Origin of the sequence: Methylobacterium sp. ap11 (assembly GCF_900110515.1) — a bacterium.
GTDB lineage: Bacteria > Pseudomonadota > Alphaproteobacteria > Rhizobiales > Beijerinckiaceae > Methylobacterium > Methylobacterium ajmalii.
This window is the reverse complement of sequence record NZ_FOEB01000031.1, coordinates 1-25,544: the sequence shown is the minus strand read 5'-3', so window position 1 is coordinate 25,544 and position 25,544 is coordinate 1. Positions and strand designations below refer to the sequence as shown.

General features: G+C 66.5%; 14 protein-coding genes and 1 pseudogene. 8 read left to right on the top strand and 7 right to left on the bottom strand.

Annotated features, from left to right (window positions below; genetic code table 11):
• The first annotated feature begins 42 nt into the window (after positions 1-42).
• From BMX97_RS28735 to BMX97_RS28725, 3 genes are all read left to right on the top strand, one after another.
• A complete protein-coding gene (locus tag BMX97_RS28735) occupies positions 43-4,419 on the top strand; it encodes a strawberry notch-like NTP hydrolase domain-containing protein (protein ID WP_244538694.1) in 4,377 nt (1,458 codons plus the stop codon).
• Between the two features lie 25 nt (positions 4,420-4,444).
• Positions 4,445-5,509, top strand: a complete 1,065-nt coding sequence (locus BMX97_RS28730) for a DUF7146 domain-containing protein (protein WP_091754578.1) — start codon at positions 4,445-4,447, stop codon at positions 5,507-5,509.
• Between the two features lie 339 nt (positions 5,510-5,848).
• Entirely contained in the window at positions 5,849-6,775 is a 927-nt protein-coding gene (locus BMX97_RS28725; RefSeq protein WP_091754577.1) for a DUF2493 domain-containing protein, read from the top strand.
• Positions 6,776-7,083: 308 nt separating this feature from the next.
• Here the strand turns inward: BMX97_RS28725 and BMX97_RS28720 are convergent.
• From BMX97_RS28720 to BMX97_RS28710, 3 genes and pseudogenes are all read right to left on the bottom strand, one after another.
• Positions 7,084-8,823, bottom strand: a pseudogene (locus tag BMX97_RS28720) (phospholipase D-like domain-containing protein).
• A gap of 236 nt (positions 8,824-9,059) precedes the next feature.
• Complete coding sequence (locus BMX97_RS28715; RefSeq protein WP_244538693.1) at positions 9,060-11,630, bottom strand: AAA domain-containing protein; 2,571 nt, start codon at positions 11,628-11,630, stop codon at positions 9,060-9,062.
• 955 nt (positions 11,631-12,585) lie between these two features.
• Positions 12,586-13,227, bottom strand: coding sequence for a hypothetical protein (locus tag BMX97_RS28710; RefSeq protein WP_091754576.1), 642 nt, complete (start codon positions 13,225-13,227; stop codon positions 12,586-12,588).
• Between the two features lie 605 nt (positions 13,228-13,832).
• On the opposite strand from BMX97_RS28710, the gene BMX97_RS33225 reads away from it, so the two are divergent.
• A complete protein-coding gene (locus BMX97_RS33225; RefSeq protein WP_177202387.1) occupies positions 13,833-14,006 on the top strand; it encodes a hypothetical protein in 174 nt (57 codons plus the stop codon).
• Between the two features lie 201 nt (positions 14,007-14,207).
• Here BMX97_RS33225 and BMX97_RS28705 read toward each other — a convergent pair whose 3' ends face one another.
• Genes BMX97_RS28705 through BMX97_RS28695 form a run of 3 tightly spaced genes read right to left on the bottom strand, consistent with a single transcriptional unit; the run spans position 14,208 to position 16,673 of the window.
• The gene (locus tag BMX97_RS28705) at positions 14,208-16,217 is read right to left on the bottom strand and encodes a type IV secretory system conjugative DNA transfer family protein (protein WP_091754575.1); all 2,010 of its coding nucleotides are present in this window, start codon (positions 16,215-16,217) and stop codon (positions 14,208-14,210) included.
• The gene (locus BMX97_RS28700) at positions 16,214-16,411 is read right to left on the bottom strand and encodes a conjugal transfer protein TraD (RefSeq protein WP_091754574.1); all 198 of its coding nucleotides are present in this window, start codon (positions 16,409-16,411) and stop codon (positions 16,214-16,216) included. The genes BMX97_RS28705 and BMX97_RS28700 overlap by 4 nt, the downstream gene beginning before the upstream one ends.
• Positions 16,395-16,673 (bottom strand): TraC family protein, encoded by a 279-nt coding sequence (locus tag BMX97_RS28695; RefSeq protein WP_091754573.1) that lies wholly within the window; start codon positions 16,671-16,673, stop codon positions 16,395-16,397. The genes BMX97_RS28700 and BMX97_RS28695 overlap by 17 nt, the downstream gene beginning before the upstream one ends.
• A 739-nt stretch (positions 16,674-17,412) precedes the next feature.
• Between BMX97_RS28695 and traA the strand changes: the two genes are divergently transcribed.
• The 4 genes from traA to BMX97_RS28675 all read left to right on the top strand — a co-directional run bounded on the left by traA (position 17,413) and on the right by BMX97_RS28675 (position 23,875).
• Positions 17,413-21,159, top strand: a complete 3,747-nt coding sequence (gene traA / locus BMX97_RS28690; RefSeq protein WP_143074738.1) for a Ti-type conjugative transfer relaxase TraA — start codon at positions 17,413-17,415, stop codon at positions 21,157-21,159.
• A gap of 222 nt (positions 21,160-21,381) precedes the next feature.
• The gene (locus BMX97_RS28685) at positions 21,382-21,669 is read left to right on the top strand and encodes a hypothetical protein (protein ID WP_091754571.1); all 288 of its coding nucleotides are present in this window, start codon (positions 21,382-21,384) and stop codon (positions 21,667-21,669) included.
• Positions 21,666-22,967: a Fic/DOC family protein gene (locus tag BMX97_RS28680; RefSeq protein WP_091754570.1), complete on the top strand. Its 1,302-nt coding sequence runs from the start codon at positions 21,666-21,668 to the stop codon at positions 22,965-22,967. The genes BMX97_RS28685 and BMX97_RS28680 overlap by 4 nt, the downstream gene beginning before the upstream one ends.
• Entirely contained in the window at positions 22,964-23,875 is a 912-nt protein-coding gene (locus tag BMX97_RS28675; protein WP_091754569.1) for a hypothetical protein, read from the top strand. The genes BMX97_RS28680 and BMX97_RS28675 overlap by 4 nt, the downstream gene beginning before the upstream one ends.
• 439 nt (positions 23,876-24,314) lie before the next feature.
• Here the strand turns inward: BMX97_RS28675 and BMX97_RS28670 are convergent, their stop codons facing one another.
• Complete coding sequence (locus BMX97_RS28670; RefSeq protein ID WP_091754627.1) at positions 24,315-25,397, bottom strand: eCIS core domain-containing protein; 1,083 nt, start codon at positions 25,395-25,397, stop codon at positions 24,315-24,317.
• Positions 25,398-25,544: the final 147 nt, after the last annotated feature.

The window sequence follows — 25,544 nt, the reverse complement described above, 5'->3', positions numbered from 1 at the left end:
AGAGACCCGCGGTTCGGCGTGATCCGACAGGAGCTTACGACTGTGAACTTCTCCATCAGCGCCCAGCACTTCCAGACCGGCACCGCCCTCGCCCCGGCCCCGTCGCCGTCGCCGGCCGCGATCCTGGAGGCCGGCACCGGCCTCGCCGAGCACCTCGCGAAGGGCCGGCCCGTCGATGCCGGCATCCTCCGGGCGGCCATGGAGGCGGCTTGCGGCGGCAGCGACGCCGAGGGCTTCTGGCTGTGGAAGGACGCCTACGAGGCCGGCGAGGTCGCCCAGGTGCTCTTCCTGCGCCGGTTCTGGCCGGCGATCCGCGCCAGGACCGCGGTCGCGCCCGAGCGGCTCGCCATGGTCGCCCGGATCGCCGGGCTGCTCCCGACCCAGACCCAGCGCTCCGAGGAGAGCGAGGCGTTCCAGCAATTCTCGACCCCCCTCCCCCTCGGCTACGTCGCCGCCTACGCCGCCATGGTGCGCCCGGGTGAGCGGGTGCTGGAGCCCTCGGCGGGGACCGGCCTCCTGGCGATCCACGCCGAGCTCGCCGGCGCGCGCCTCCACCTCAACGAACTCGCCGCGACCCGGGCCGGCCTGCTCTCGGCGCTGTATCCGGCCGGCGGCGTGACGCAGCTCGACGCCGCGCAGATCCACGATCGCCTCGACGCGGGCATCGCCGCGGACGTGGTGCTGATGAACCCGCCGTTCTCGGTCGCGGCCGCGGTCGAGGGCCGCTACCGCGATGCCACGGCCACGCACCTGCGCTCGGCGCTGTCGCGGCTCGCCCCCGGCGGGCGGCTCGTGGCGATCACCGGCGAGAGCTTCCGGCCGGACCGTCCCGGAAGTGCCGACGCCTTCAGGGCGCTGGCCGAGCGCGGCGGGCAGCTCGTGTTCTCCGCCGGCCTTGCGGGCCGGGCCTACGCCCGGCACGGGACGACGGTCGACGTGCGCGTGTCGGTCTTCGACCGGATGCCGGCCGGCGCGGCCGGGGCTTCTGCGGCACCGCTCGGGATCTGCGACGACACCACCGCGCTGCTCGAAGCCGTCATGGCCGGCGTCCCGTCCCGTCTCCCCCTGGTGATGCCCGCGCCCGTGAGCGCCGCGCGCAGCGCCATCCCGGGCGTTGCCCGGCGTGCCCCCGCTCGCCCGGCACAGGCCGCCACTGCCACTGCCGCCGCGGCGGCGGCCGCTGCGGCGCCGGCCGGGCCCCTCGCCTACGAGGTCATCGAGGAGCTGCCCGCCATCCTGCACGCGGATGCCGCGCTCTACGAGGACTATGCCCTGGAGACCCTGCGGATCGAGGGCGCCCACCCGCACCCGACCAGCCTCGTGCAGTCGACCGCCATGGCCTCGGTGCGGCTGCCCCGGCCGGCCTACGCCCCGCACCTGCCGGCGGCGGTCGTGTCCGGCGGCCTGCTCTCGGATTGCCAGCTCGAGACCGTGATCTATGCCGGCGCGGCCCATGCCCGCCACCTCCCGGGCTGGTGGACGCTCGACGAGACCGGAACCGTGCTCTCCGCCGCGGCCGAAGGCGCCGAGGGCGCCGTGCGCTTCCGCCAGGGCTTCTTCCTCGGTGACGGCACCGGGGCGGGCAAGGGCCGCCAGGTCGCCGGCATCATCCTCGATAGCTGGATGCAGGGGCGCCGGAAGGCGCTCTGGATCTCGAAGAACGAGGCGCTCCTCGAGGACGCCCAGCGGGATTGGCGCCACCTCGGCCAGGAGCCGCTCCAGATCGTGCCGCTGTCGCGCTTCGCGCCGGGCAAGCCGATCGTCCTGCCGGAGGGCATCCTGTTTGCGACCTTCGGCACCCTGCGCGGGGCCGGGCGCAACGGGTCCGGCTCGCGCCTCGACCAGATCATCGACTGGCTCGGGGCGGACTTCGACGGGCCGATCGCGATCGACGAGGCGCACTCGCTCGCCAACGCCGCCAGCGGCTTGGGCGAGCGCGGCGTGGTCGAGGCCTCGCAGCAGGGGCGCGCCGGCCTCAGCCTCCAGTACCGCCTGCCCGACGCCCGGGTGCTCTACGTCTCGGCCACCGGCGCGGTGACGGTCGAGAAGCTCGCCTACGCCCACCGGCTCGGCCTGTGGGGCGGCGGCAGCTTCCCGTTCCCGACCCGGACCGACTTCGTCACCGCCATGCAGCAGGGCGGACTGGCGGCGATGGAGGTGCTCGCCCGCGACCTCAAGGCGCTCGGCCTCTACACCGCCCGCTCGCTGTCCTATGCCGGCGTCACAGTCGAGATGCTCGAGCACGCGCTGACCCCTGAGCAGACGGCGATCTACGACGCCTACGCCGATGCCTTCCAGATCATCCACACCCACCTCGACGCCGCGCTGAAGGCGTCCGGGGTCACCGGCGAGAGCGGCACGCTGAACCGGGCGGCCAAGTCGGCGGCACGCTCGGCGTTCGAGTCGAGCAAGCAGCGCTTCTTCAACCACCTGCTCACGGCGATGAAGTGCCCCTCGCTGATCGCGTCGATCGAGGCGGGGATCGCGGCCGGCCACGCCGCGGTCGTCCAGGTCGTCTCGACCGGGGAGGCGCTGATGGAGCGCCGGCTCGCCGAGATCCCGTCCGAGGAGTGGGGCGACCTCCAGGTCGACGTCACCCCGCGCGAGTACGTGATCGACTATCTCAAGCACGCCTTCCCGACCCAGCTCTACGAGCCCTACAGCGATGCCGACGGCATCGTACAGTCCCGGCCGGCGCTCGACGCCGACGGCCAGCCGATCCAGTGCCGCGAGGCGGTCGAGGCCCGCGACGGCCTGATCGAGCACCTGTGCGGCTTGAGCCCCGTGCAGTCGGCCCTCGACCAGATCCTCCACCACTTCGGGACCGGCGCCGTCGCCGAGATCACCGGCCGCTCGCGCCGGATCGTGCGCCAGGCGGGCCCGGACGGGGTCGACCGGCTCGTGCTCCAGAACCGGCCGGCGGGGGCCAACCTGTCCGAGACCCAGGCCTTCCAGGACGACGTGAAGCGGATCCTGGTGTTCTCGGATGCCGGCGGCACCGGGCGCAGCTACCATGCCGACCGCGGCGCGAAGAACCAGCGCCTGCGCGTCCACTACCTGCTCGAGGCCGGCTGGAAGGCCGACGCGGCCGTGCAGGGCCTGGGCCGGACCAACCGCACCAACCAGGCGCAGGCCCCGCTGTTTCGCCCGGTGACGACCAACGTGAAGGGCGAGAAGCGCTTCCTCTCGACCATCGCGCGCCGCCTCGACACCCTCGGGGCCATCACGCGAGGCCAGCGCCAGACCGGCGGCCAGGGCCTGTTCCGCCCCGAGGACAACCTCGAGGGCCCCTACGCCGCGACCGCGCTGCGCCAGCTCTACTGGGCGATCGTGCGGGGCGAGATCGCGGGATGCTCGCTCCAGGAGTTCGAGGCGTCGACCGGCCTCTCGCTGACCTCCGACACCGGGGCGGTGCACGAGGAGCTGCCGCCGATCGGCCGCTTCCTCAACCGCGTGCTCGCGCTGCGCATCGCGATGCAGAACCGCCTGTTCGAGGCGTTCGAGGAACGGCTGGCCCAGGTGATCGAGGGCGCGATCTCGGCCGGGGTCTATGACGTCGGGGTCGAGGTCCTGACGGCGGAATCCTTCAAGGTCACCGCCCGCGAGGTCGCCTACACCCACCCGGCGAGCGGCGCGCATACCCGCCTCCTGACCATCACCGAGCGGCGCCGGCTCCAGCCGCTCGATCGCGCCGGCGCCCTCGACCTGATCGCGGCCGGCTTCCGGCCGGTCGTGAACGGCAAGAACGGCCGGCCGGGGCTGATGGGGAAGGCGGCGAGCGAGACGCGCGAGGACGGCTCGGTGGTGGAGCGGGTGCGGCTGGTGCGCCCGCTCAAGCGCCAGCTCTTCGACCGGGACCAGTACGCGCGGTCCTCGTTCGAGGAGGTGCCGGCCGAGGCCTTCCTGGCCGCCTGGGAGGCGGAGCTGGCGGCCCTGCCGGAATTCGACGAGCGAACCCTCTACGTTATCACCGGCCTGCTCCTGCCGATCTGGGACCGCCTGCCCGGCATCGACATGCGGGTGTTCCGCTTGGTGACCGACGACGGCGAGCGGATCGTCGGGCGCGTGGTCGACCCCCACGACCTGCACGTCATCCGCGAGAGGCTCAACCTCCGCGCCGGGCCGGCCATGGACCCGGCCGAGGCCTACGCGGCGGTGCATGGCGGGCGCACGAGCCTCCAGCTCTCCGGCGGGCTCCAGGTGAAGAGAGTGAGAGTGATGGGCGAGCACCGCATCGAGTTGATCGGGGCGAGCGAGAGTGCGCGGGCCGGCTTGAAGACGATCGGGCTGTTCTCCGAGGCGATCCAATGGCGCACCCGCCTGTTCATCCCCGTCGGGGAGCGCGGGCCCTCGATCCTGGCGGCAGTGATGGAGCGACATGCGCTCTTACGTTGCGTCGCCGCCGCCACTCACGCTTAATGATCGAATTCGTCGGAGGCCGACCATGCCGACCCATCCCACCCCCGCAGACCTCTCCCGCCAGCTCGCCGACCGCGCCGAGGCGTTCTGCCGGCGCTATCTCTCGAACGGCTACCGCTCCGGCCGGTTCTGGTGCGTCGGCGACGCCTTCAACTCCGAGGGGGCATCGATGTATGTCCGCCTCACCGGGCCGAGCACCGGCAAGGGCGCCTGCGGCAAGTGGACCGATGCCGCGACCGGCGAGCACGGCGACCTCCTCGACGTGATCGTGCTTCAGACCGGCAACCGCTGGAAGGAGGCCCTGGCGGAGGCGAGGGCGTTCCTCAGCCTGCCCGAGCCACTGGTGACCGAGCCGGCCCGCAGCGTCTCGCCTGCCTCCGATACGACCGAGTCCGCCCGGCGGCTGTGGGGCTACGGCCGCTCGCTCGCCGGCACCCCGGCGGCGGCCTACCTGCGCTCGCGAGGCCTCGAGCATGCCGTCGGCGAGCCCTCCTTGCGCTTCCACCCACGCTGCCTGTACCGGCCGTCCCAGAAGGAGCCGGGCCCCGACACCTGGCACCCGGCCCTGATCGCCGGCATCACCGACCTGTCGGGCGCCGTCATGGGCGTGAGCCGGACCTGGCTCGCTCCGGACGGGCGTGGCAAGGCCGCGCTGCGCGACCCGCGGCGGGGGCTCGGCCAGCAGCTCGGCCACGGCGTGCGCTTTCCCGGCACGGTCCCGGACCTGATGGTGGCCGGCGAGGGTGTCGAGACGGTGCTGTCGCTCAAGCTCCTCCTGCCGGCGGTGCCGCACGTCGCCGGTCTCTCTGGGGGACACCTCGGCGCCCTCATCCTCCCTCCCGGCCTGCGCCAGCTCTACATCGCCCGCGACGCCGATCCAGCCGGCGAGCGCGGTGCGGCGATCCTGCGCGCGCGCGCCGAGGCCGCGGGCGTGCTGGTGAGCTACCTCGACCCCCGCGAGGACGACCATAACCGCGACCTGTGCCACCTCGGCCCGCGTGATCTCGCCCTGCATCTCGCGCCCCAGCTCGATCCGAACCACGCGGTGTCCCATCTCCGGTTCGAGGAGGGGGACGCGGTTGCAGCCTGAGACCGGGTGTCCCGGTGGGGACCGATCCATGGGCTGGCCCGGGGCCGGGAGAGGGCCTGGCGTCCACGGCCTTCGAGAGGGCGACTGGTGCCGGCCCGGGGGACCTTGGGCGCAACTGCCCTCGTCCGACGATTTTCCGCCGCCGCCCGTAGGGCGGCTTTGCATCGCGAAACAAAATCGCCGGCCGAGAGCCGTCCTCCGCTCCGCTCCGGCCCGCGCCGCCGCATCGCCAGGATGCGATGCGGACGCCCGCGCGGGTGCGCCAGGCCCCCAGCCCGGCCTTGGGTCGCCACGAAGGCCACGATGGACGCTGGCCGACCGGACCCGAGGAGCTCAGCGATGCTCGACCACCTGTCTCACGACCTCGACGACGACATGCAGCCCGATCCGACCCTGCTCGAGGAGCTCGCGGTCACCGGCTACCGCCCGTTCGAGGAGCACGACGATCCCCGGCCGCTGCCCGGCGCTTTCCAGATGGACGGAGCCCTCAATGTCGCGATGTCCGCCCTCGAGCAAGCCTTCGGCGGCACCCGCCTGGAGGACGACCTCGAAGACGTGCTGTGGGGGCTCGTGAACGTCTTCCACCGCCGGGTCGAGACGATCGAGCGCAAGCTCGACGAAAACGAGCAGGCGCAGCGCCAGAGCCAGCGTGAGCAGGACGGCAGCGAGGTGCTCTCGGTCGAGCTGGAGCGGCTGATCGCCCTCGGGCAGACGCTCTCGGAGCGCCGCAACGCCTTCGAGTACGCCCGCGACGCCGCCGCCCACCGGTTCACCCGGATCACCAAGTCGCTCTGGCGCCCGCGATCGGGCTCCAAGGTCAACCGGGCCACCATGACCGCGGCGATGATCGACTCGCGCGACTTCATCAGCGCCCGGCGCCGGGCTGAGACCGAGATCCACCTGCCGCCGGGCACCCGGATCGCCTTCACGGGGGGCAAGCAGTACCAGGACGTCACGGTCATCTGGGATACGCTCGACCGGGTCCGGACCAAGTACCCCGACATGGTGCTGATGCACGGAGGCGGCGAGGGCGCCGAGCTGATCGCCGCGAAATGGGCCGAGAACCGGAGGGTCGCCCAGGTGGTGTTCAAGCCCGACTGGAAGCGCCACAGCAAGGCCGCGCCGTTCCGGCGCAACGATCAGATCCTGGAGCAGATGCCGATGGGGCTGGTGCACTTCCCCGGGGGCGGGATCAGCGACAACTTCGCCGACAAGGCGACGGCCAAGGGGATCCCCGTCATGCGGGGCGTGAAGGTAGCGGCGTGAGCCGCTACCCCGGGGCGACCATCCAGGCCGCCGCCCGCGTGGCGGCGGCCTTTTATCTGGAAGCTGCCTCGAGAGCGGCCAGAACGGCCGGCATGCGGGATCGTCGTCAGGGTCAAAACCCGATCAGCTTGAGCGTGCGCGCGTCAGCTTTCGACCCCACTCGGACATTCTGGTGTTGCTCGCGCAATCCACGCTGTTGACCCATACGCGACGTTCGGAAGGTCTGCTTTCGGCTCGTCGATGCCGATTGCTGCGATGTTTGCTCATTGGATTTGCCGGCGCAGTTCGGGAATGAAGCGCGACGGCCGTTATCCGAGTTCGGCTTCAAACTTCTCGAGCAGCGCGGTCGCCAGTTCGGGCCCCTCCAGATATAAACCGAGTTCGTCGAGCGGATTGTCTTCAAGCCCCGACTGCGAACCCCAGTTCAAACTGCTGACGACGACGTGATCCCGGTCCCAAGCCAGGAACTTCGCATGCAACTGCGGCTCTGCCGCACCGATGAGTTCCACCGAGCCGTGGAGCCGTTGCCGATGCTTCGTCACGTGGCTGCGCTTAACCGGGCCGGAACGGCGCGAATAGTAGATCCGGACATCGCTGATCCTGCGGCCCGCGACCTCTGCCGGATCGAACAGGGCTGGTACCATGTTCGCACCAACCTTGTTTGTGCAGCAGACGAAGCATTGCTGCGCTTCGTGAGCTGCGAGACGGAGCAGACGCTCGTGATCGGCGGCTAGCAGGATCGTCAGCGTGACGGCCGGGACCTATGCGCCGTCGGGTGTCGACAACACTTTGCGCGAGCGCCGCAGTTCGGAGGCCATGAACTGCAGAGTTTCCACGGACCGGCTGGCGCTGGAGAGGTTGGAAATGATCTGCCGTAGCAAGTCTAACCCCTCTGCGACCGCATTGGTCTCAGTGAGCTCAGCCGAGACCTCGACGGCCGAGAACGGAGAGTGGAGCCAGTTGCACGATCCCATCAACACGACAGCGCTGTCGCGACCATCGTCGGCGACCAAAAATTTCGCATGGCTGCCGACGGGATCCCTCTGTACCAGCAAGTAGCCTCGCGCATGCCGCGCCGCTGATAACCGGAGATGCAGCTCCTGCATGGCAGTGGCGTGCTTGGCGCGATCGAGCGAAGTGCCGAAGAAGAGATGGCATCTGACGCCCCGCCTGCACGCATCTTCCAGGGCTCGCACGATACGCTCCCGGCTATCTCTGCCTCGCTCGTCAGATTGTGCGGCAACAAAAGTAGACAGGATGAATACGTCCGATTTGGCAGCCTTGACGATCTGCTCGAAGCGCTGCAGGTGTTGCTCGGCACCGACAATAAGTTGATCGGCCTCGAGGCGCGTCGCAATGGATATACGGTGCTGCGGCTGCGCCAGCGCCGTCTTCGGCAGTACGCCGGTTCTGATCGTCGCGAGAAGAGCCTCGACGAGCCTGCTGCTCGCGCCCTGAGGGAACACACCGGCTCCGATCTCGTAGAGGTCGAGGACCAGAAATCGCGCCTCGAGAAAGGAGCTCGTAGCCTGAACGCCGCGCAGCCATTCACCCGGCCTGAGCATGACGATCATAAACTCGTTCACACGCTGCATCATCGAATAGTGCGTCTCAGGTGGTTCACCTTCCGGAAATCTGACGATCAGGCCCTTTGCGGGAAGTTTTGCGACCGAGATTGTATTGACGTCCTTGGTCCTGAAAACTGATTGTCCGACTTTCTCATAAACGACGCTGATGCCGATCTCGCGATCGGCGGTTCGTTCCGGGAGCGCCTGACCGGAGCGTATGAAGTCTCGGCCAATGGCGCTGGTGGTCAAGACCGGCTGTGGCGATAGTCGCACCTCGACGAGCCCAAATTGCATCAGCCGAGCCACGGTGGAGCTGACGACTTGGCGGGGGATTTCCAGCGCCTCGGATACGCTATGAATCGTTCCTGGGCTCCGATCGAGCGAGATGAGGATCATCTCCTCGATCGGGCTCCAGCCCCATGTCCGCTGGACGATGCCGGGCGCCCGGTAGTGCCATGCCGGGATGTAGATATTGTTCACCCGTGCAGCCTTCCCTGCTCATCGACAGGTATGATCGAGACAGCCTTTCCGACAGCTGGAAATTCGATCCCTGATAAGCGAATCAGTTCGTCGAGCAAGACGCGCAGAAAGCTAAGCTCGTCGTCGACTGCGTCGGGGTCAATACCATCGACTGCATTCCGGACGAATTGACGGCTGGTTGCAAGGATGAGTTTGTGTTTGGCTCGACTGAGTAGAACGTTCAAGCGCTGAGGGTTCTACATAAAGCCGAGCGCTCTCGAGCCGACGAGAACGTTATTGCGAACGAGGCTGGCTACGACGAGATCGGCCTCGCCGCCTTGGAAGCTGTCGCTGGTGTATACGAACTTCCCATCACCCCGCGGGCTGGCGAAGCCAAACAGCGTGCCCGTGGATACAGTGAGCTCAGGCTTAAGCAGCCGCTCGAGATAGTTGACCTGTGCCAGATATGGCGACAAGACCACGGGCGTCGGGACCCGCTCGCCCTCTTGGATGACTGGCCGTATCTTCTTGAGGGCGGCCAGCAACGCCCTTGCCTCGACCTCGTTGCGGATTGAGCGCTTGACCGGTTGCTCGAATGCCCGCCTCTTGACGGTGCTCAACGAGGGTAAGTCCAGAATGATTAAGGGAGAACTAGGAAACCCGTCAGCACATGAGACGGCTTGGCGGCGCGCTTTCACACGTTCTGAGGACAACAATCGTCGCTCGTAGAACGTATTGGAAACCAATTCGCATATGGCCGGATGCATGCGGCTCTGCTCGCGCAACGTGGTGGCGATCGCGCTGGTTTTGCGGGTGTCCGAGGTTCTGGTCTCCTCCCGTTCGGCGATGGATCTGAACGGCTCTTCGAGGCGGGACGCAATGGCAAGAACGTCGTTGAGCAGAAACGGGTCGGCCTTCAGCGCATCTAGGGCGATCTCCACCTCGCCCGGCAAGTCAGGGATCGCGGACAGCTTTTCCTTGGCATCGTGAAGGAGCGCGCTGGCTCTACTGGCTTCGTAAAACTTCCGGCGATCGGACGCATCGAAGGGTGACAGCTGGTTATGATCGCCGATCATCACGCGGCGATTGCCGAGGAGCAGCGCTCCGATCAGTTCCGCCCCGTTGGCCCGCGCAGCTTCCTCCATGAAAACCCAATCGAACTGCTCACCATCCGTTATCATCTCCTCTAGAATGTGTGACGAGGTTGTCGCCAGTGTCACGTCCGACGAGCGTAGCATCAGATTGTCGGTATCGCGAAGGGCACGGTCGGCGAGCGACTGCTCAGAAGTATCGACAGGCTTGAGCGCCTGTACAATCTGATGAAGCTGATTGGTCATGACCGCCGCACTCGCCGGATCTGGCTTCGCTACCGAGCGGAGTAAGGAGGTCGAGCTGCGTCTCAGCGTGCTCTCTTTCTCACTGGAACGCGATCGTTCGACACGGACGACGATGGTTGCAGCTACCGGGAGAAACTTGCGGAGCTCCTCCTCCATATGAACGAGCGTCTCATGGTTCTGAGATGATACTAGAATGCGGGCGTCGGGAGTCTCGTGCAGTATGCTCTTGATGAGGTGCGAAATCAAAAATGTCTTGCCGACACCGGGGGGCCCGACGACGACATTGATAGATCTACCGGAAACGATCGCATCCCACGCCTCAATCTTGGACCGCTCTAGGTCGGCGTCGCTCGGTGGCAGGCCCGGTGCTGCGATGTCGCGCAACGCCTCATACATGGCGACTTGGGCTGGGTCATCCAACGCCCTGAGCAGCTCGACATTTGATCGTGCGGCGACAATATTTCGAAGCCGACGGCGGACAGCCCGCTCGGTCCCAGTATCCCTGCGGGGACGAAGATAAAGGCGCTGCCCGACGGGGATCGCCTGATCGGTTCCGAAGGCGAGCGCTGCGACCCCTTCTACGAGGCCGCTGCCCTCGTAGCTGAGTTCGGGCGCGCGATCACGGTCCATCGCGAGGCTTGCCGACTGCGACAGCGTCCAGTTCGCCTTGCCGTCATCGTGACTCAGCTCTCGCCGCAGCGCGTCGGCACCCTTGCGCAGTCCCATCGTCTCGCGATGGGCTTCGCGCTCAGCGACATCTCTGGGCGCTAGCCAGACGATAGACGCATCGGCATTGGCTGACGCAAGCACATCGACGGGATAGAGGCGAAACTGCTCCCTCAGAAGGGTGAAGGCTTCCAACAAAATGAGGGAGAACCAAACTGGAATATCGATCGTGCCGTCGGCAGACCGCGCAGGCTCGAGAAGCTCGCGCCACCGCTTGGCTCCCGGCCCGAGATTCTGGACCCGCTCTTCGGCACTTGCTCGATTTCGAGAGAGGTGCAGCCGATGCACGATATCGACGGCACCGTGCATCCATTCATTCGAACGACGCTTGTGCGCCCCTTCGACCATCCCAACCGCATCACTCATGATCCGTATATTGTAGACCGCCAGGTCGGTCATGAGACGTGCCGTGTCCTGTCCGACCGGGACTAGGCGGACATCGGCCGAGAGCAGATCGTCGGCGACAAACTGCGTGATCAAGGCGCTTTCGGATGCGGATATGGTCCCCGAAGCGAGCGCCGGCAGATCGCTCTGAACGGCGCCTCGTGAAGGGTAGAGAACGAGCTCACCGTCCGAACTCGAACCCACCCGATCGAGTTCGGCAACGACGTTTTGCAGTTCGTTGAGAACAACAGTGCCATCGAAGAGCTGAAACTGCGGTGGACTGGTCAGCCTCTCGATAATTCGGCGTTCGACGGAGAGAAGTTGGGGCGGGGTGTCCCCCTCGAGGTCCAGGATCGTTCGCGCAACGGCAGCCAAATCCATCCAATCCTACCGGAATGAAATCGCGGCAGAGCCTCGAAGCAAATGCTCAGATGCCTTGAGGTTGCTGTCGGAAATGTGGACGCAAGCTTCGACGCCACCGAGTCGGTAGTCGGCGCTGCCGTCTCGATGCGAGAAGATCGAATTGATGCCGACCCCCCCGTGCACGATGCCTGCGTCATGACAAAGCGTGAGCGCTTCGGCGACGCGGAGCATGTTTCGCCAGAAGATGCCGCGGCTCGCGCTCGTTAGAAATCTGCCCTCCCTCGTCCTGCGGCGGTGCGACGCCCCAGAGACTGGACTCCCAGGCTCCACCATGAGGATGGCAAGTTCTAGGTGGTCTTCCGCGACTTCAACCACCTCCACCAAAACGTCTCGGGCGTGAAGTGACGAAAGCACTCGCCGTATCCGTCTCTGTCCGCGAGTGACGATTGCACGGAGATCATCATCGAGCGCGGTACCCGTCTTTTTGAATATGCGTAGAAGATATGGCTCACCGTCCGCGACGCCTACCGCACTGTGAAGGTGAGAGGCCCAGCCCCCTGCTAGCTGACCAGAAGAGTCTTCTGCGAACCTGAAACGCGATGCTAGCGTCGAGTTGCCCTTATCCCTAGCAGCAGCCATCTTGTTCGACACCATGGATGGATTTACGATCTTGCCGTTATACGGCCCGCTGTCCATCCGGGCTGTCGACAGGCGGGGATCAAGTTGGAATGTGGACGTCGAGTTCCGCATTGGACCATTCAGAGCCGCCACAACTGATCCACGCCGTCTGTGTAGAGTCAATACCAGATAGCTGGCTTTGCGCGGCTGAACGTCTGCTGTTGGGCGTCGAGCTAACTTCCGCTCATGGCGTATCCTGCCGTTCGGCATTTGCCGCCTGAACCGCCGCTACTCACCCACAGCAGCCCTTCGCACGGTCAAGCTGATCGAACTTTGACCCTAGTGGCTTGAGCCGCTACCCCGGGGCGTACATCCAGGCCGCCGCCCGCGTGGCGGCCGCCTTTTCCATGGAAGCCGCCTCGACCGCGGCTCGAACGGCCGGATCCGCAATGAGCGAGGCAACCATGCCGGCGATCCGATCGTAGACGGCGCGGGGCATGCGGACCTCGCGGTAGGCGGTCCGGTAGAGGACCTCGCCACCGTCGATCTGGACCACCGTGAGATGGGGCGCGACGCACGAGACGGTCTCCCCAGCCGCCAAGCTGAAGGCCTCGATCAGCTCACCCACGTCGTCGACGCCGACCGCCGTGATGACCCACTCACCCGACCCGATCAGAAACCGAAGGTCGGCCGTTCCGGCCACGTCGAGATGGACGATCGTGCCGCCGTCGTAGACAGCCTTGAGCGGCGTCCAGACCGGCGGGGCCGCGCGTTTGGCAGCCAGGGCCTCAACGAGGTCGAGCACCTGCTGGCAGTCGGCCGGGTTGGTGATCGTCGACCAATCCCGCAGAAGGGTGGCGGTCTCGCGATGGGCCTTGAGCGGGGCTTCCTGGTCGGCAAAGGCGGCCGGTGGAACGCCGAGTTGCGCGGCGATCCGGTGGAGCGCCGCACCACACGCCGGAAGCCCGATCGGTCGTGACGATACGTCGGAAGCCATGGCTGCCCTAGGGTTGTTGTACTGCCGTAACGGTAGCACAGGCGGAGCCGGATGAAGAGGCGGCGGCAACGCTGTCGCAGTGCCGCCCCTCACCGATTGCCGGACCGGCAAGCGGTGAGGGAGGATCCCGCGCCGGGCTGGAATGGCCCTGCCCACGCGAGGGAGCCCCAGGTGGCGAGGGCGGTGCCAGCGGCGGCCCGCCCGGGGCGCCATCGCGAGCGGCGGCGGTGCGTTGGAGGGCGCCCTCCCGCGCCAGTCTGGAGCCGCGGCGAGCCTGGGAAACGGCCAGCCCGCTTGCGTCCTGCCCGCGTCGTGGCCAGTCGACGCGACCAAGCGGAACCGGCGGTGAAGCGCGGCAGCGAGGTCGCCACAGCGACGGACCGTCCCAACACGATGGCGACAAGGGAACAGACGGCGTCTCCGCCCGCAACCGTCCGGCCAGGCGATTTTCCCCTGGCGCTGCGCGCCATTCCTCGCGGGACAAAATCGCCAGTCCGGCCGGTCCTCCGCTGCGCTCCGGCCCTTCGGGTGCGGGCGGAGCCACCGCCTGTTTGGGGGGTCGCATCGCGCAGGGACGGTCCCGAGCGCCTCAGGAAACCCCGACGATGCCGCGCCCCACCTCGACCCTCTCCGACACCGCCCGCTTCGCCCTCGTCACCCACATCGAGGAACTGAAGGCCGAGCTGACCTCCCTCTCCTGCCCGCACGAGCGGCGCGAGACCCAGGCCCAGCTGAAGGCCGCCCAGGCCGCGATCGGCCTGCACGCCACGGAGGTCTGAACCCCTCCTCCAGGGCCGCCTTCGGGCGGCCTTCGTTCCCGACCGGAGGGAGGTCCGACGCTGGTTCGTACCATGCGGCGTGCTCGATCGGGGAGGCTTTTAAAAGATCGTTCGTCCCCGTCGCCGCCCGCCCATTCGGGCGGACGTCGAGCCCGTCCGACAGACGGGTTTCGCCGCGCCCAGGGCCGCGGCGAGCGGCCATCAGGCCGCATGCTGCTGCTGCTGTTGGGCCCGGTTGAACTCGGCCAGGTAGTCCTCCGCTTCCTGCGCTTCGCGCAGGAAGAAACGGTTCTCACCAACGAGCTTCTTCATGTCGTCGCGCCGGAAATAGATCGCCCGCCCGCACCGGATCGGCTCGATCCCGGGCACGCACAGGATCTGCTCGTCGCGTCGCATCGTGTTGATGATCTCGTCGGGCATGATGAGGGCGCGTTTATGGAGAGCCGTTGAGACCGAAACGCTCACACCACCCGAGCCTTTGCCCGTGCGCGCCTGCTGGCTGTATGTGACGATCTCCTGCGTGAAATACCCGCAACGCTCCGACAGCATCTTGGCGGTTTCGCCGTCGGTGACGGCGGAAAAGCTCTGCCACGAGGTCGACTCGAACCACGCCGAGACGGCGTCCTTGTCGCCCCATTGCTGGCGAAGCTGGCCCAGCGCCTGGTACACCATGACGAGCACGATGCCGTATTTGCGGCCGGCGTCGCGGGCGACCTCGAGCAGGCTCATGTTGCCGAGCCGCGCCGCCTCGTCGAGGATGAAGGCGACGCGGTCCTTGACCTCGCCATTGGCGTGATAGAGGGCGTTCATCAGCCCGCCGATGATCACCCGTGCCAGGCCCGGATAGTCCTGGAGCGTCTGGAGGTCGAGCGCCACGAACACGTCGATGTCGTCATCGATGAGGTCAAGGCTAGAGAACTTTCCGCCCGACACGATCGCGGCATATTCCTTGAACGACAGCCAGTTGGTCAGGTCGGCCGCGGTGGCGTAGACGCCCGAGAACGTCTGGGGCGTCATCGACTTGAATGGCCCAAGCGCGAGGGACGCAAACGAGTCTTTTTCCTCGCACCGCAGGATATAACTCAGCCGCTCGAGGAAGTCTGGTTCGGGCTCGGATATGATCTCGCGCAGGGTGCGTAGCGTGCGTGGCCGGGTCGCGTCGAAGCCCGCGTTGAGGACGATATGGGCGAGCACTCCGCGGATGAGCTGGAGCGCCGAGTTGCGGAAGAAGTCGTTGGGATCGGCGCGCTTGACCTGGCCGGTGGCGATCCAGCCGACCACGGCCGCGATGTCCTTCTCGGCCGAGTTCTCCCCCCGCCCGATCCAGTCGAGCACGTTGAACCCGCTCTTCGGATCCTTCGGTGTGATGCAGAACACGCGACGGCGGTTGCTCGAGCCACGCATTTTGCGCCGGTAGTCCGCGAGCATCGGATACAGCTCGGTCGAGGGATCGAGCACGACGCAGTTCCATGGGCACGACAGCAGCATCGGGATCACGGCCGCCGTAGTTTTGAACCCGCCCGATCCGGAGAAGATCAGGCCGTGCCCGGAGCCGAGATCGGCGTTGAACCCCATCAGGGGTTTGCGCCCACCCGAGCCCCAGGTCTTGCGATCCTTCGGATCGAAGATCCGCGACTGGCTCTTCGGGTCGAGGTCAGGCCGGTACAGCTCGCCGAGCACGAGGGCGCCATCCTCTGGAAACAGCTCGCCGGCGACCTGCATCGTTGCCCACTCGGCATCGCCGTGGGCGGCCGATTTCGAGCGGATCGGCTTGTTGTAGCCGCGGGTCGTTTTCCGCACCCGGACCAGCGAGACGACAGGTGCGACGAAGGCAACGAAGCCTGCAAAGCACACCGCGCAGAACAGCGGAATGTCGGTCTGGCGCAGGAGCGCACGGGTGTCGCCGCCCGGGTTCAACGTGGTCAGTCGGTCGATTTCCTGGCGCACGGTCCAGACGCATAAGCCGATTAGGAACAGCGAGGAGAGCGCCGCGACCACACGGCCGCTGTCCCCGGTCCGGGCGAGCCCGCAGATGGCAAACAGTAGGAGCGCAGGAAACGCCACGCTGGCCACTCGCATGGCCTGAACCATCATCGAATGGCCAGGCTCGACGACGTAGAATGCCCCGACCAGAGGTGCGAGGACCAGCGTGAACGCGAGGTGCAAAGCGAGGCCGATCGCGACGGCGATGGCACCGTTGATCCACTTCATGTCTTGAACTCCTTGTCCCCGAGGCGAGCGAGCCGTTCGAACTCGCCAGGGTCGCGAATGCGATCACGCCCCTCGACCAGGAGCCCGAGAAGGACGCTGGTCGGGATGTCGGCGAGCCCCGCTTTCACGATCAGGCCGCCGAGCTTGATCTTCCGGTGAGCGTCTTGGCTCCGCTCCTCACTCCGCTTGGCCATCAGCTCCCGCTTGAGCCGGTCCAGCGCTTCGACGTCCTTTTGTCTTTGGCTCCGCCACCGCCGGGTATTCCGCTTGAAATCGGGCCGCCAGTTCCTCGAGCGCCCTGACCAGCACCTCCTCGGGAATGCTGATCGAAGCGAGGCCGGCCTTCAGCGCCAGATTGCCGATCCGCTCGGCCTCGGCCTTGTCGTAAGCCTTGAGCCGCTTGGTCGCTTCCTCGATCTCGAGGAGGAGGGTTGCGCGCGTTTTCACCCTGGCCATGGATGCCGATTTCCCTTTCCGTTGGAGATCGTTCATTAACATCGGTGACGAGATTGGGAAACGCTGCGTCATGATATAACATAAAAGGGATAGGTCGGATTTGCATTCCGTTGTCCCAGCGTCACACTCGAACGTCGACATTCCATCGTGTGCCGACCAGCGCTCCAGGCGCGCAACGGATGCGGTCGACAGCCGGCGGTGCCGCCCCGACCGAGCCCATCATTCACTCCTATGGCCTCGCTTCAGGCACCCCCGGATGCGGCCAAGCTCATCCTCCCGGCGGCGCCGACCCGGCCGCGGGGATCCGGCCACTTCGACCATGGCGCTCCCGTCCATGGGCCCGCCCGACCTCCCGGCCGTTGCGTCCGATTGCCCGCCGCGCTGGCCGGCCCTGCCGGATCGATCCTTCGGCCCCGAAGGGGCCTCTCCTAAGCGGAGCTACGGCCAAGCTCCTCCTCTTGGCGGCCCCGACCTGGCCGCGGGGATCCGGCCACTTCGACCATGGCGCTCCCGTCCATGGTCCCGCCCGACCTCCCGGCCGTTGCGTCCGATTGCCCGCCGCGCTGGCCGGCCCTGCCGGATCGATCCTTCGGCCCCGGTGGGGCCTCTCCTAAGCGGAGCTACGGCGCGCAGCGCCTCCGCAAAGTCGCCTGAGTTTCACGAAGGGGCGCACTTAATGGGAAACTGGCATTTCCCTGCGTCAGATTCGCTGATACAAGCCAAGCTCGGGAGCCCTCGCTTGGCCATCTACCATCTCTCCGCACAGGTGATCAGTGCGGGCGCCGGCAAGAGCGCCGTCGCCTCTGCCGCCTATCGCCGTGCGGCCACCATGTCGCGCCATGCCGACGGAAAAATCATCTCCTACGAGGGCAAGCAGCACGTCGCCCACACCGAGCTGAGCCTGCCGGCCAACGTCCCGGCCTGGTTTCGCAAGGGCATCGACGGCCGCAGCGAAAACGGCGCTTCGGCCTACCTCTGGAACGCCGTCGAGAAGAAGGAGGGCCTGAAGGGCACCGGCTTCGCGATGGAGATGAACATCGCCCTGCCGGTCGAGCTGACCCTCGACGAGAACGTTGCGCTCGCCCGCGAATGGGTCGCGGGAGCGATCACCGCCAAGGGGCTGGTCGCGGATTGGGCCCTGCACGATGTCGAGGGAAACCCGCACATCCACGTCATGGTCCCGTTGCGGGCGATGACCGAGGAGGGCTTCGCGCGGAAGTACGAGGTGGCCCGCGACCGCGACGGCAACGTCGTCTACCGGCCGGACGGCAAGCCGCGCTACGAGGCGCTGGCCGGGCCGATGAAGCACCTGGTCGAGTGGCGGCGCTCGTGGGCCGAAGTCACGAACGCCCACCTCGCCGCGGCCGGCCTCGACCTGCGCATCGACCATCGCTCCCACATCGAGGCCGGCATCCGCATCGAGCCGACCGAGCATATCGGCGTCCACGCGGTCAACATGGCGGCGCTCGGCAAGGTCTCCGATCGGGTCGAGGCCGAGAAGCAGAAGCGGCTCCGGAACGCGCAGGCGATCATCGACGATCCCTCGACCCTGCTGCCGATCCTCTCGCGCGAGAAGTCCGTGTTCGATGAACGCGACATCGCGCGCGTCGTCTTCCGCTACATCGACGATCCGGCCGCGTTCGAGGCGGTGCGGCTCAGGCTCGGCCTGTCGCCCGACCTCGTCGCCGTCGCCGAGGAGGTCTTCGACCCCGAGAGCGGGCGCGTCACGTCGCCGGCGCGCTGGACGACCCGGGCGCTGCTGCGGGCCGAGGTCGCGATGCAGGCCGACGTCGGCCGGCTCTACGCGGATATCAGCCATCGGGTGCCCGATCGCGTTCTCGACCGGGCCTTTGCCGCCCGGCCGGGGCTGTCGGAGGAACAGCGCGAAGCGGTTCGCCACGTCACCGCGCCCGAGCGGATCGCGGCGGTCGTCGGGTTCGCCGGTGCCGGCAAGTCGACCATGCTCGGTGTCGCTCGGGCCGCGTGGGTCGGAGCCGGCCATCAGGTCGTCGGCGGCGCCCTCGCCGGCAAGGCCGCGGAGGGATTGCAGCGGAGCGCTGGCATCGCCAGCCGCACGCTGGCTTCGTGGGAGCTGGCCTGGAAGAGCGAGCGCGACCTCCTGAAATCCGGCGACGTCTTCGTGCTCGACGAGGCCGGCATGGTCGCCTCCGAGCAGCTCTCGCGCATCGTCCAGGAGGTGGAGCGGCGAGGCGCCAAGCTGGTGCTGGTCGGCGACGCCATGCAGCTCCAGCCGATCGAGGCCGGCGCCGGCTTTCGCGCGATCGTCGAGACGATCGGCTACGCCGAATTGTCGGAGATCTGGCGCCAGGTCGATCCGGCGATGCGGCGCGCAAGCGTGGCCTTTGCCCGGGGCGAGGCCGCCGCCGCGCTCGGGGTCTACCGCGAGGCCGGCATGGTGCGGTTCTCGCCCGATCGCCAGGCCGCCCGGGACGCGCTGATCGCGGCATGGAAGCCGGACTTTCTCGGCCTCAAGCCCGACGGCCGGGCGAGCGAGACGCTGATCCTCGCCCAGACCAACGTCGACGTCCTGGCGCTCAACGCCATGGCCCGTTCCGCCCTCAAGGCCGACGGCAGCCTGGAGAACGAGGCTCGCTTCGTCACCGCCCGCGGCGAGCGGATGTTCGCTCGGGGGGACCGAGTGCTGTTCCTCGAAAACGATCGCCAGCTCGGCGTGAAGAACGGCATGCTCGCGACCGTCGAGGCTGCCTCGAGCGGCCGGCTGACGGTCAGGCTCGACCGGGACGGGCGCGGCGACGGCGAGCGGATCGAGGTGCATGCGGAACTCTACCACAACCTCGATCACGGCTACGCCGCGACGGTCCACAAGAGCCAGGGCGCGACCCTGGATCGGGTCCATGTCCTGGCAACGCCCGGCATGGATCGCCACCTCGCCTACGTGGCGATGACGCGCCATCGTCACGCCGTCGTCCTCCACGGTGCGCACGCGGACTTCATCCCGGAATGGCGCAAGGCCAAGCTCGGTCCCGAGCCCACGCGGGACGCGCTCGACAAGGCCGCGCTCGACGGATTGTCGCGCCGGCTGTCGCGGGACGGCTCGAAATCCTCGACCCTCGATTACGCCGACGAGGCCGCGTTTCGCGAGGCGGCGGTGGCGTTGACGCGGGCGCCCGAGGTGGTCGACCAAGCGGCCGGGTCGGCGAGCCAAAACCCGGTTCCGCTGCTCGACGCGGCGCGCGTCGCCGCGGGGCTCGGTGCCCTCGCCGGCCGGCTCGAAACGAGCGGCACGGTGTCGGGATTGGCCGAGCCCGAGCCCGGCTCGATTGCCGGTCGCCACGACTGGAATGCGCACCTCGCCCATACCTCGGCCTCGCCGGCTCTCCTCGCCCTGGAGAAGGTCCTCGACCGCCTCGAGCACGCCGAGCAGGACACCGCCGACCGCGTGCGGCCGCAGGACCTGCGGGCGCTTGCTTCGGCCTTCGCGGAGCGCCGCGGACTGAACGGCCATGCCGTTCTCATGCCGGCGCTCGTGAAGCGGGCGCGCACGATGATCGTCACCGCGCAGACGCGCTGGCGCCGCCTCCACGGGGTCGCTGCCAGGCTCGCCGCGGCCTGGCAGGCCGTGGCCGCGACTCGTCCCGTCGCCGTTGCGACCGCGGCTCCTGCGGAACCGCTCAAGCCGTTCCTCGCCGCCGTTCCCTACGACCAGGCAGCGATCGATGCGAGCCTCAGCAGTCGGGTCGATCCAGAGCGGGATCTCAAGCAAGAACTCGACATGTTGGGCTACGAGACACGCCTGGCGGTCAACGACCCCAGCACCCTCTTCAACGCGGTCTACGCCCAGCTCCGCACCCCCGGAAAGGGCTACACCTCGCGGATCAGCGCCCTGCTGGCCGATCCCGGGGCTTATGGCGGCCTGCGGGGTCGCACGGGCTGGTTCGTCCCGAAGGCGGCGAAGGAGGAACGCGAGAAAGCGGAACGCGCCTATGATGGCATCAAGAGGACTGCCATCGACCTCAAGAACCTGTTCTCGCGCGCCGCCGACGAAGCTCGACCGGGGGAGGAGCGCTACCGCCGTCGTATCGCGATCGAGGTGCCGGGCCTGTCCCCGGCCGCCGCCGCGGCGCTGCTCACCATAGCCAGGACTCCGGGCACGGATCCGCGAGCGTTCGATGCCGTGGTTGCGAAGGCGGTCGCGACCTCCGAGCAGCGGGCGGAGATCGAGGCCTTCGCCGAGGCCGTGGCGCGCCGGTTCAGCGCCAGTGGGGCGATCGGGCGAACGGTGGACAAGGGCCTTGGACCGTCGCAGTGGCTCACGAACGAAGAGCGGGAGATCCTGTCCGGCGGCGGGTTCGTCGCCTCCTATCTCAAGGAGGGGAGCCTTGATCATCTGATCGCCAAGGTCCTGCGCCGCGAGCTCGACCAGCGCCTCGACGTGAAGCCCCAGCAGGCCGCGGACGAGCGTCAGGAACTCGACCGTGGGCGCGATCCCGGGCCGACGCTGTAACGGCACCCGCCTTTGGACCATCGGGGCTGATAATCGCCTCAAGCACAATCACCGGGTGACGCTGTGACACCCAGGACACGCGGTCCGTATTGGCGCCGCGGCGACGATGGGTAAGGGTAGGAGAGAGAGGACAACCGAGAGTTTTTACCGTCTTGATGACGGATCGAGAGACGCTGCCTGCGAGCCGCCGGACCGGCCAGGCCGAACCGAGGAACGTGACCCATGAGCTATAGCGATCTGCCGCCGCTGGTGACCCGGCGCGAGGATGCCCTCACCCTGCTCAATGCTGTCGCCTCGGGCGTCGACGAGGGCGAGTTCGCGCCTTTCGTCCGCGCGCTCACTACCCCCGAGGATGAGCAGGCGGTCGCGATCATGCGCGGCTCGGCCAACGAGATGAGCCCACCAGTCATTCTCGGCGCCCTCCTCGCCGCGGCCGGCCTCGTGACCAACGACGAGGTGTTCCAGGCCCTCGACGCGCGCCGGGCCCGCGCCAAGGGAGCGGAGGCGTGAGCGGCGATCCCTACGTCTACGAGGGCACCGACACCCTCCGGAACACCGCCGGCATCCGCGACCCCGAGGCGCTGGCCGAGCGCGAGCAGATCGTCTCGTTCCAGGCCCTGCGCCAGATGCTCAAGGAGCCGGTGCTCGGGAACTTCGATCAGGCGCATTTCGCGGCGATCCACAAGCGCTTGTTCGGCGAGATCTACCCGTGGGCGGGCGAGACCCGCACGGTCGAGCTGTGGAAGCCCGAGATCGTTCTGAACGGCCGCAGCGTCGCCTACACGCCGCCGGCGCAGATCGACGACCAGGTGCGAACCGCCTTGTCGAAACTGGGGCGCGAGGAGCTGGGGAACCTCAAGGAGAACCGGCCGGCGATGCGTCTCGCCAACACCATGGCGACGCTGTTCCAGGCCCATCCTTACCGGGAGGGCAACACCCGCACCCTGCTGGCGTTCATGGAGCAGTATGCCCGCCACCATAAGCAGCCGCTCGACCAGGCGCTCATCAACCGGATCCCGAGCGAGACCCGCGACAAGCTGGTGCTCGCCACCCGCGGCCAGATCCAGCCCCTGACCCAGATGGTCCGGACCGCCCGGTACTCGGAGGAGCAGCGCGCCCATCCGGTCGTCGGCCGCCTCTCGGCCGAGGCCTTCGAGGCGGTGCGGCTGATGGGGGCGCCGCGCATCGTCCTGCCCGAGCCCGGAACCCAGATCCGCGGCCAGGTGGTCGCGACGAACTACGACCATGCCCTGGTGCGTCAGGACCGCGAGATCGCGGCAGTGCCGCTCAGCAGCTTCCGCGTGATGCCGGAGAACAACGCGCGCGTCGACGTGCGGGTGCTGCGCAACGACGAGAGCCTGGACCGGACCCAGCCCCGCGCGGAGGCCGCGCGCAGCCAGGTGGTCGGGAGCGTACTGATCCCGGCGACCTACGGGCTTCTCGCCGGACAGCGACCGGACGACGCCCTGCGCAACCGCATCGAGATCCCAGGCCCGAGCCCGGAACTCGCGGACGCGCTGAAGACCCGGTCGGCTCGTGAAATCGTGGCCGATCCCGCTTTGGTTGCCGAGGTGCGCCAGATCGACAAGACCCTGATCGAGCGCTTCGGCCGTGAGGCGTCTACAGTGCTGGTAACGGGCAGTCCCGAGCAGGCCAGAAACCTCCTGCCGAAGGGCCAGGACCTCGACGAGGTACGTGCCGTCCTCAAGCCGCTGATGCAGGCCGTCGTCGCCGACGACCGTCAGCAAACGCTCGCGCAAGCGCAGACGCTCTCTCCGAACGAACCCCAACTCGGTCCGACGCGATGACGACCCTGCATGATAAGCCGATCGAGTCCGTCTCGCCCGCCAGGATCGTCGGCCTCGGCGTCGTCGCGTTCACGACGCTGGCCGTGCTCAGCCTCCTGTGGTGGACGTTCTCGCCGATCCTCGGGCGGGCCTATGCCGCCCTGCGGCTGATCGAGACCGCTACCTTGTGGCGGTTCACGGGCTGGGGCCGGTACTTCACCGGGATGCCGGCCGGCAGGCCGTTCGCGTTCGTGTCGATCTACCAGTCGAGCGCCGGCTTCGGCCTCGTGGCGGCCCTGCTGACGGCGCTCATCGGCTATCTCGCCTGGCGCAAGCGCGGCCGCCACCACATCGACGCACTCATCACTCTGCCGGACGGTGGCTTTGCGCAACCGGCGATCGGCCGCCAGTTCATGCCGGCCGGCCGGTTGGTGCAGCTACCCGGCGAAGACGAGGGCGTGAATTCCGATCCGGCCGATTGCCCGAATCGGTTTGGGGAGATCCGCGATCTCCTCAATGTTCCGGTCGTGGAGACGGTGCTCGAGGACATTCCCTGGCACCTCGCCGCCGCCCTGTTCCTGACGATCGACGCGCTGGCACCGATCACCGATCGCAAGGCGCGCGAGACCGTCCTGAAGGCCGCCAGGACGGCCGCAGACCGGCAGATCGCCGATCCGCAAGCGGAGCTGCCCGCCACCCTGCGGCCGACCCTGTACGGCCACCTGCTCCTCGCGATCACCGAAAGCACCGGACGGGTGCCCGCCGTGCTCAAACAGGTCCACGAGGTGCTCAAGGACAAGCCGGATCTCGCCTCAGCCGTCTCGGCGCTCGCTTCCGCCGCTCTGACGGAGGACCGTCTTCACTTTCCCGATTACGCCTGGCTTCGCCACATCGATCCGAAGCTGCAATCAGCGATCACGACGTACTGACGCAAGTCGGATGCTGGCCGGCTCGGTCGCCCCGCGATGGAGCCCCGATGCGGACCGGACGTGAGCCAAGTCGAGGATCTGCGCAAGGCGGCTGAGGCGATTGCAGCGGCTGCCGCCGGCGATGAGGCTGGCGGTCTAATTCAAGAGGCTGCGCCGTCCGAACCGGGGTCAAAGCCGCAAGGGCCTTGACCCCGGCCCGATCGCCTGGCGCTGGGCTGCTGGCGGCTTCGACGCCCCGGAGGGCATCTACGCCGCCTCTCTGGATCCTGCTCGCCCTCGCATAAGGGGGGCGTATGGAACCTACTCGCATCGCTTTGCGATCAGCCGGATCAATACCGCCCCTTCCTAGTGCATTGACACCGACGAACGTATCATGCAACCACCTGCAATCACAAAACAATTTGGCGAGCGCGGTGTACCTTTTGAAGGCGTCAGTGCATTAGCTACAGCTGATACTCGTAAAAATTGCTCCTCCACGATCGTCGTTTCGCCATTGACCAGTTGATGATCCAGGTTGGTCGTTGACATACTTGACAGACCGCTGGAAGACGCCCGTAAATGTATCTGTCCAATCGATCGCAGTCGATCTTCCTTGATTAGCACAAAACGCATCAGCGATATGCTGTTGCGCTGATTTGGTGCATTGTGTGCCGGTATTTTCAGAAAATCTATTTGATTTTATGCAAGCATCAATGGTTCTATTTTGAATTTGTGGGTTATAATATTTTGCCACTCCTCCGCCCACCGAAGGCCTCGATATCGTCTGCGGTTGGAACGCCCGCACAGAATTGTAAACTTCTTCTGCCTTCTTATTAGCTTCATTTTCCAAATCAATGTAATCGTGGACATTAAAGCTGCGGCGTTCAGCTATCTTGCCAATCGATTTAGCAATGTATTCGGCCAAAAAAGGATCGGGTCCTCCACGCCTCTGGTACTGAACCACGTGCTGAAGTTCATGGAGCATGAGCCTCTTACCATCAGGTTGACCAAGGTCCATGTTTGAAGGTATAAATATTTCATCTCCGATAGTTATAGCTTGACCATGAATAGTATAAATGTTTTCTGCATATCTTACATTGTCGAGATTGACGTTGAGATAATATGATTTGACAGCATCTATGAAGTCTTTCGGCAATGATTTCCACTTTCCGTTCGCTTGGGCTGATAGATGGGCGCGATAACTATCAACAATTGGCCTCACTGCTTCATAAGACAATTGCGCCACTACAGCGGACGGGCAGCTAGTGATGTTTTCCGCGCAGGTCTTAAGGACTCTCAAAGGGACTGGACCACCGCTTGCAGCAATTCCTCCTGGACCGAATGGAGATCCGGGAGTGTCAACTAACTGTGGTATAATCTGGCACGTCTTTTTTCTCGCCTCGCAAATCGGATCGTTTCCTTCTTTTATGCAGTTTCCAAATGCCGATATAAGGCATCGGCGGCAATTTTCATTTGGGTCGCATGCAAGGACCGTCGACGGAAGGATTGCCATGCTGAATAGCAGCAGATTTCGGCGTATCATGGATCCGCTCCTATATCGATCGATGCAGATATCATAACAGCAATTTTTGATTGTGTCGAAGAGCTAGTGTCCTGCGTCTGAAGTTCGTTGCAAAGGTGTTGTCTCTGGCTCAGCTTCGAGTGCACGCAGGCAGAAGCGTTTGACGCT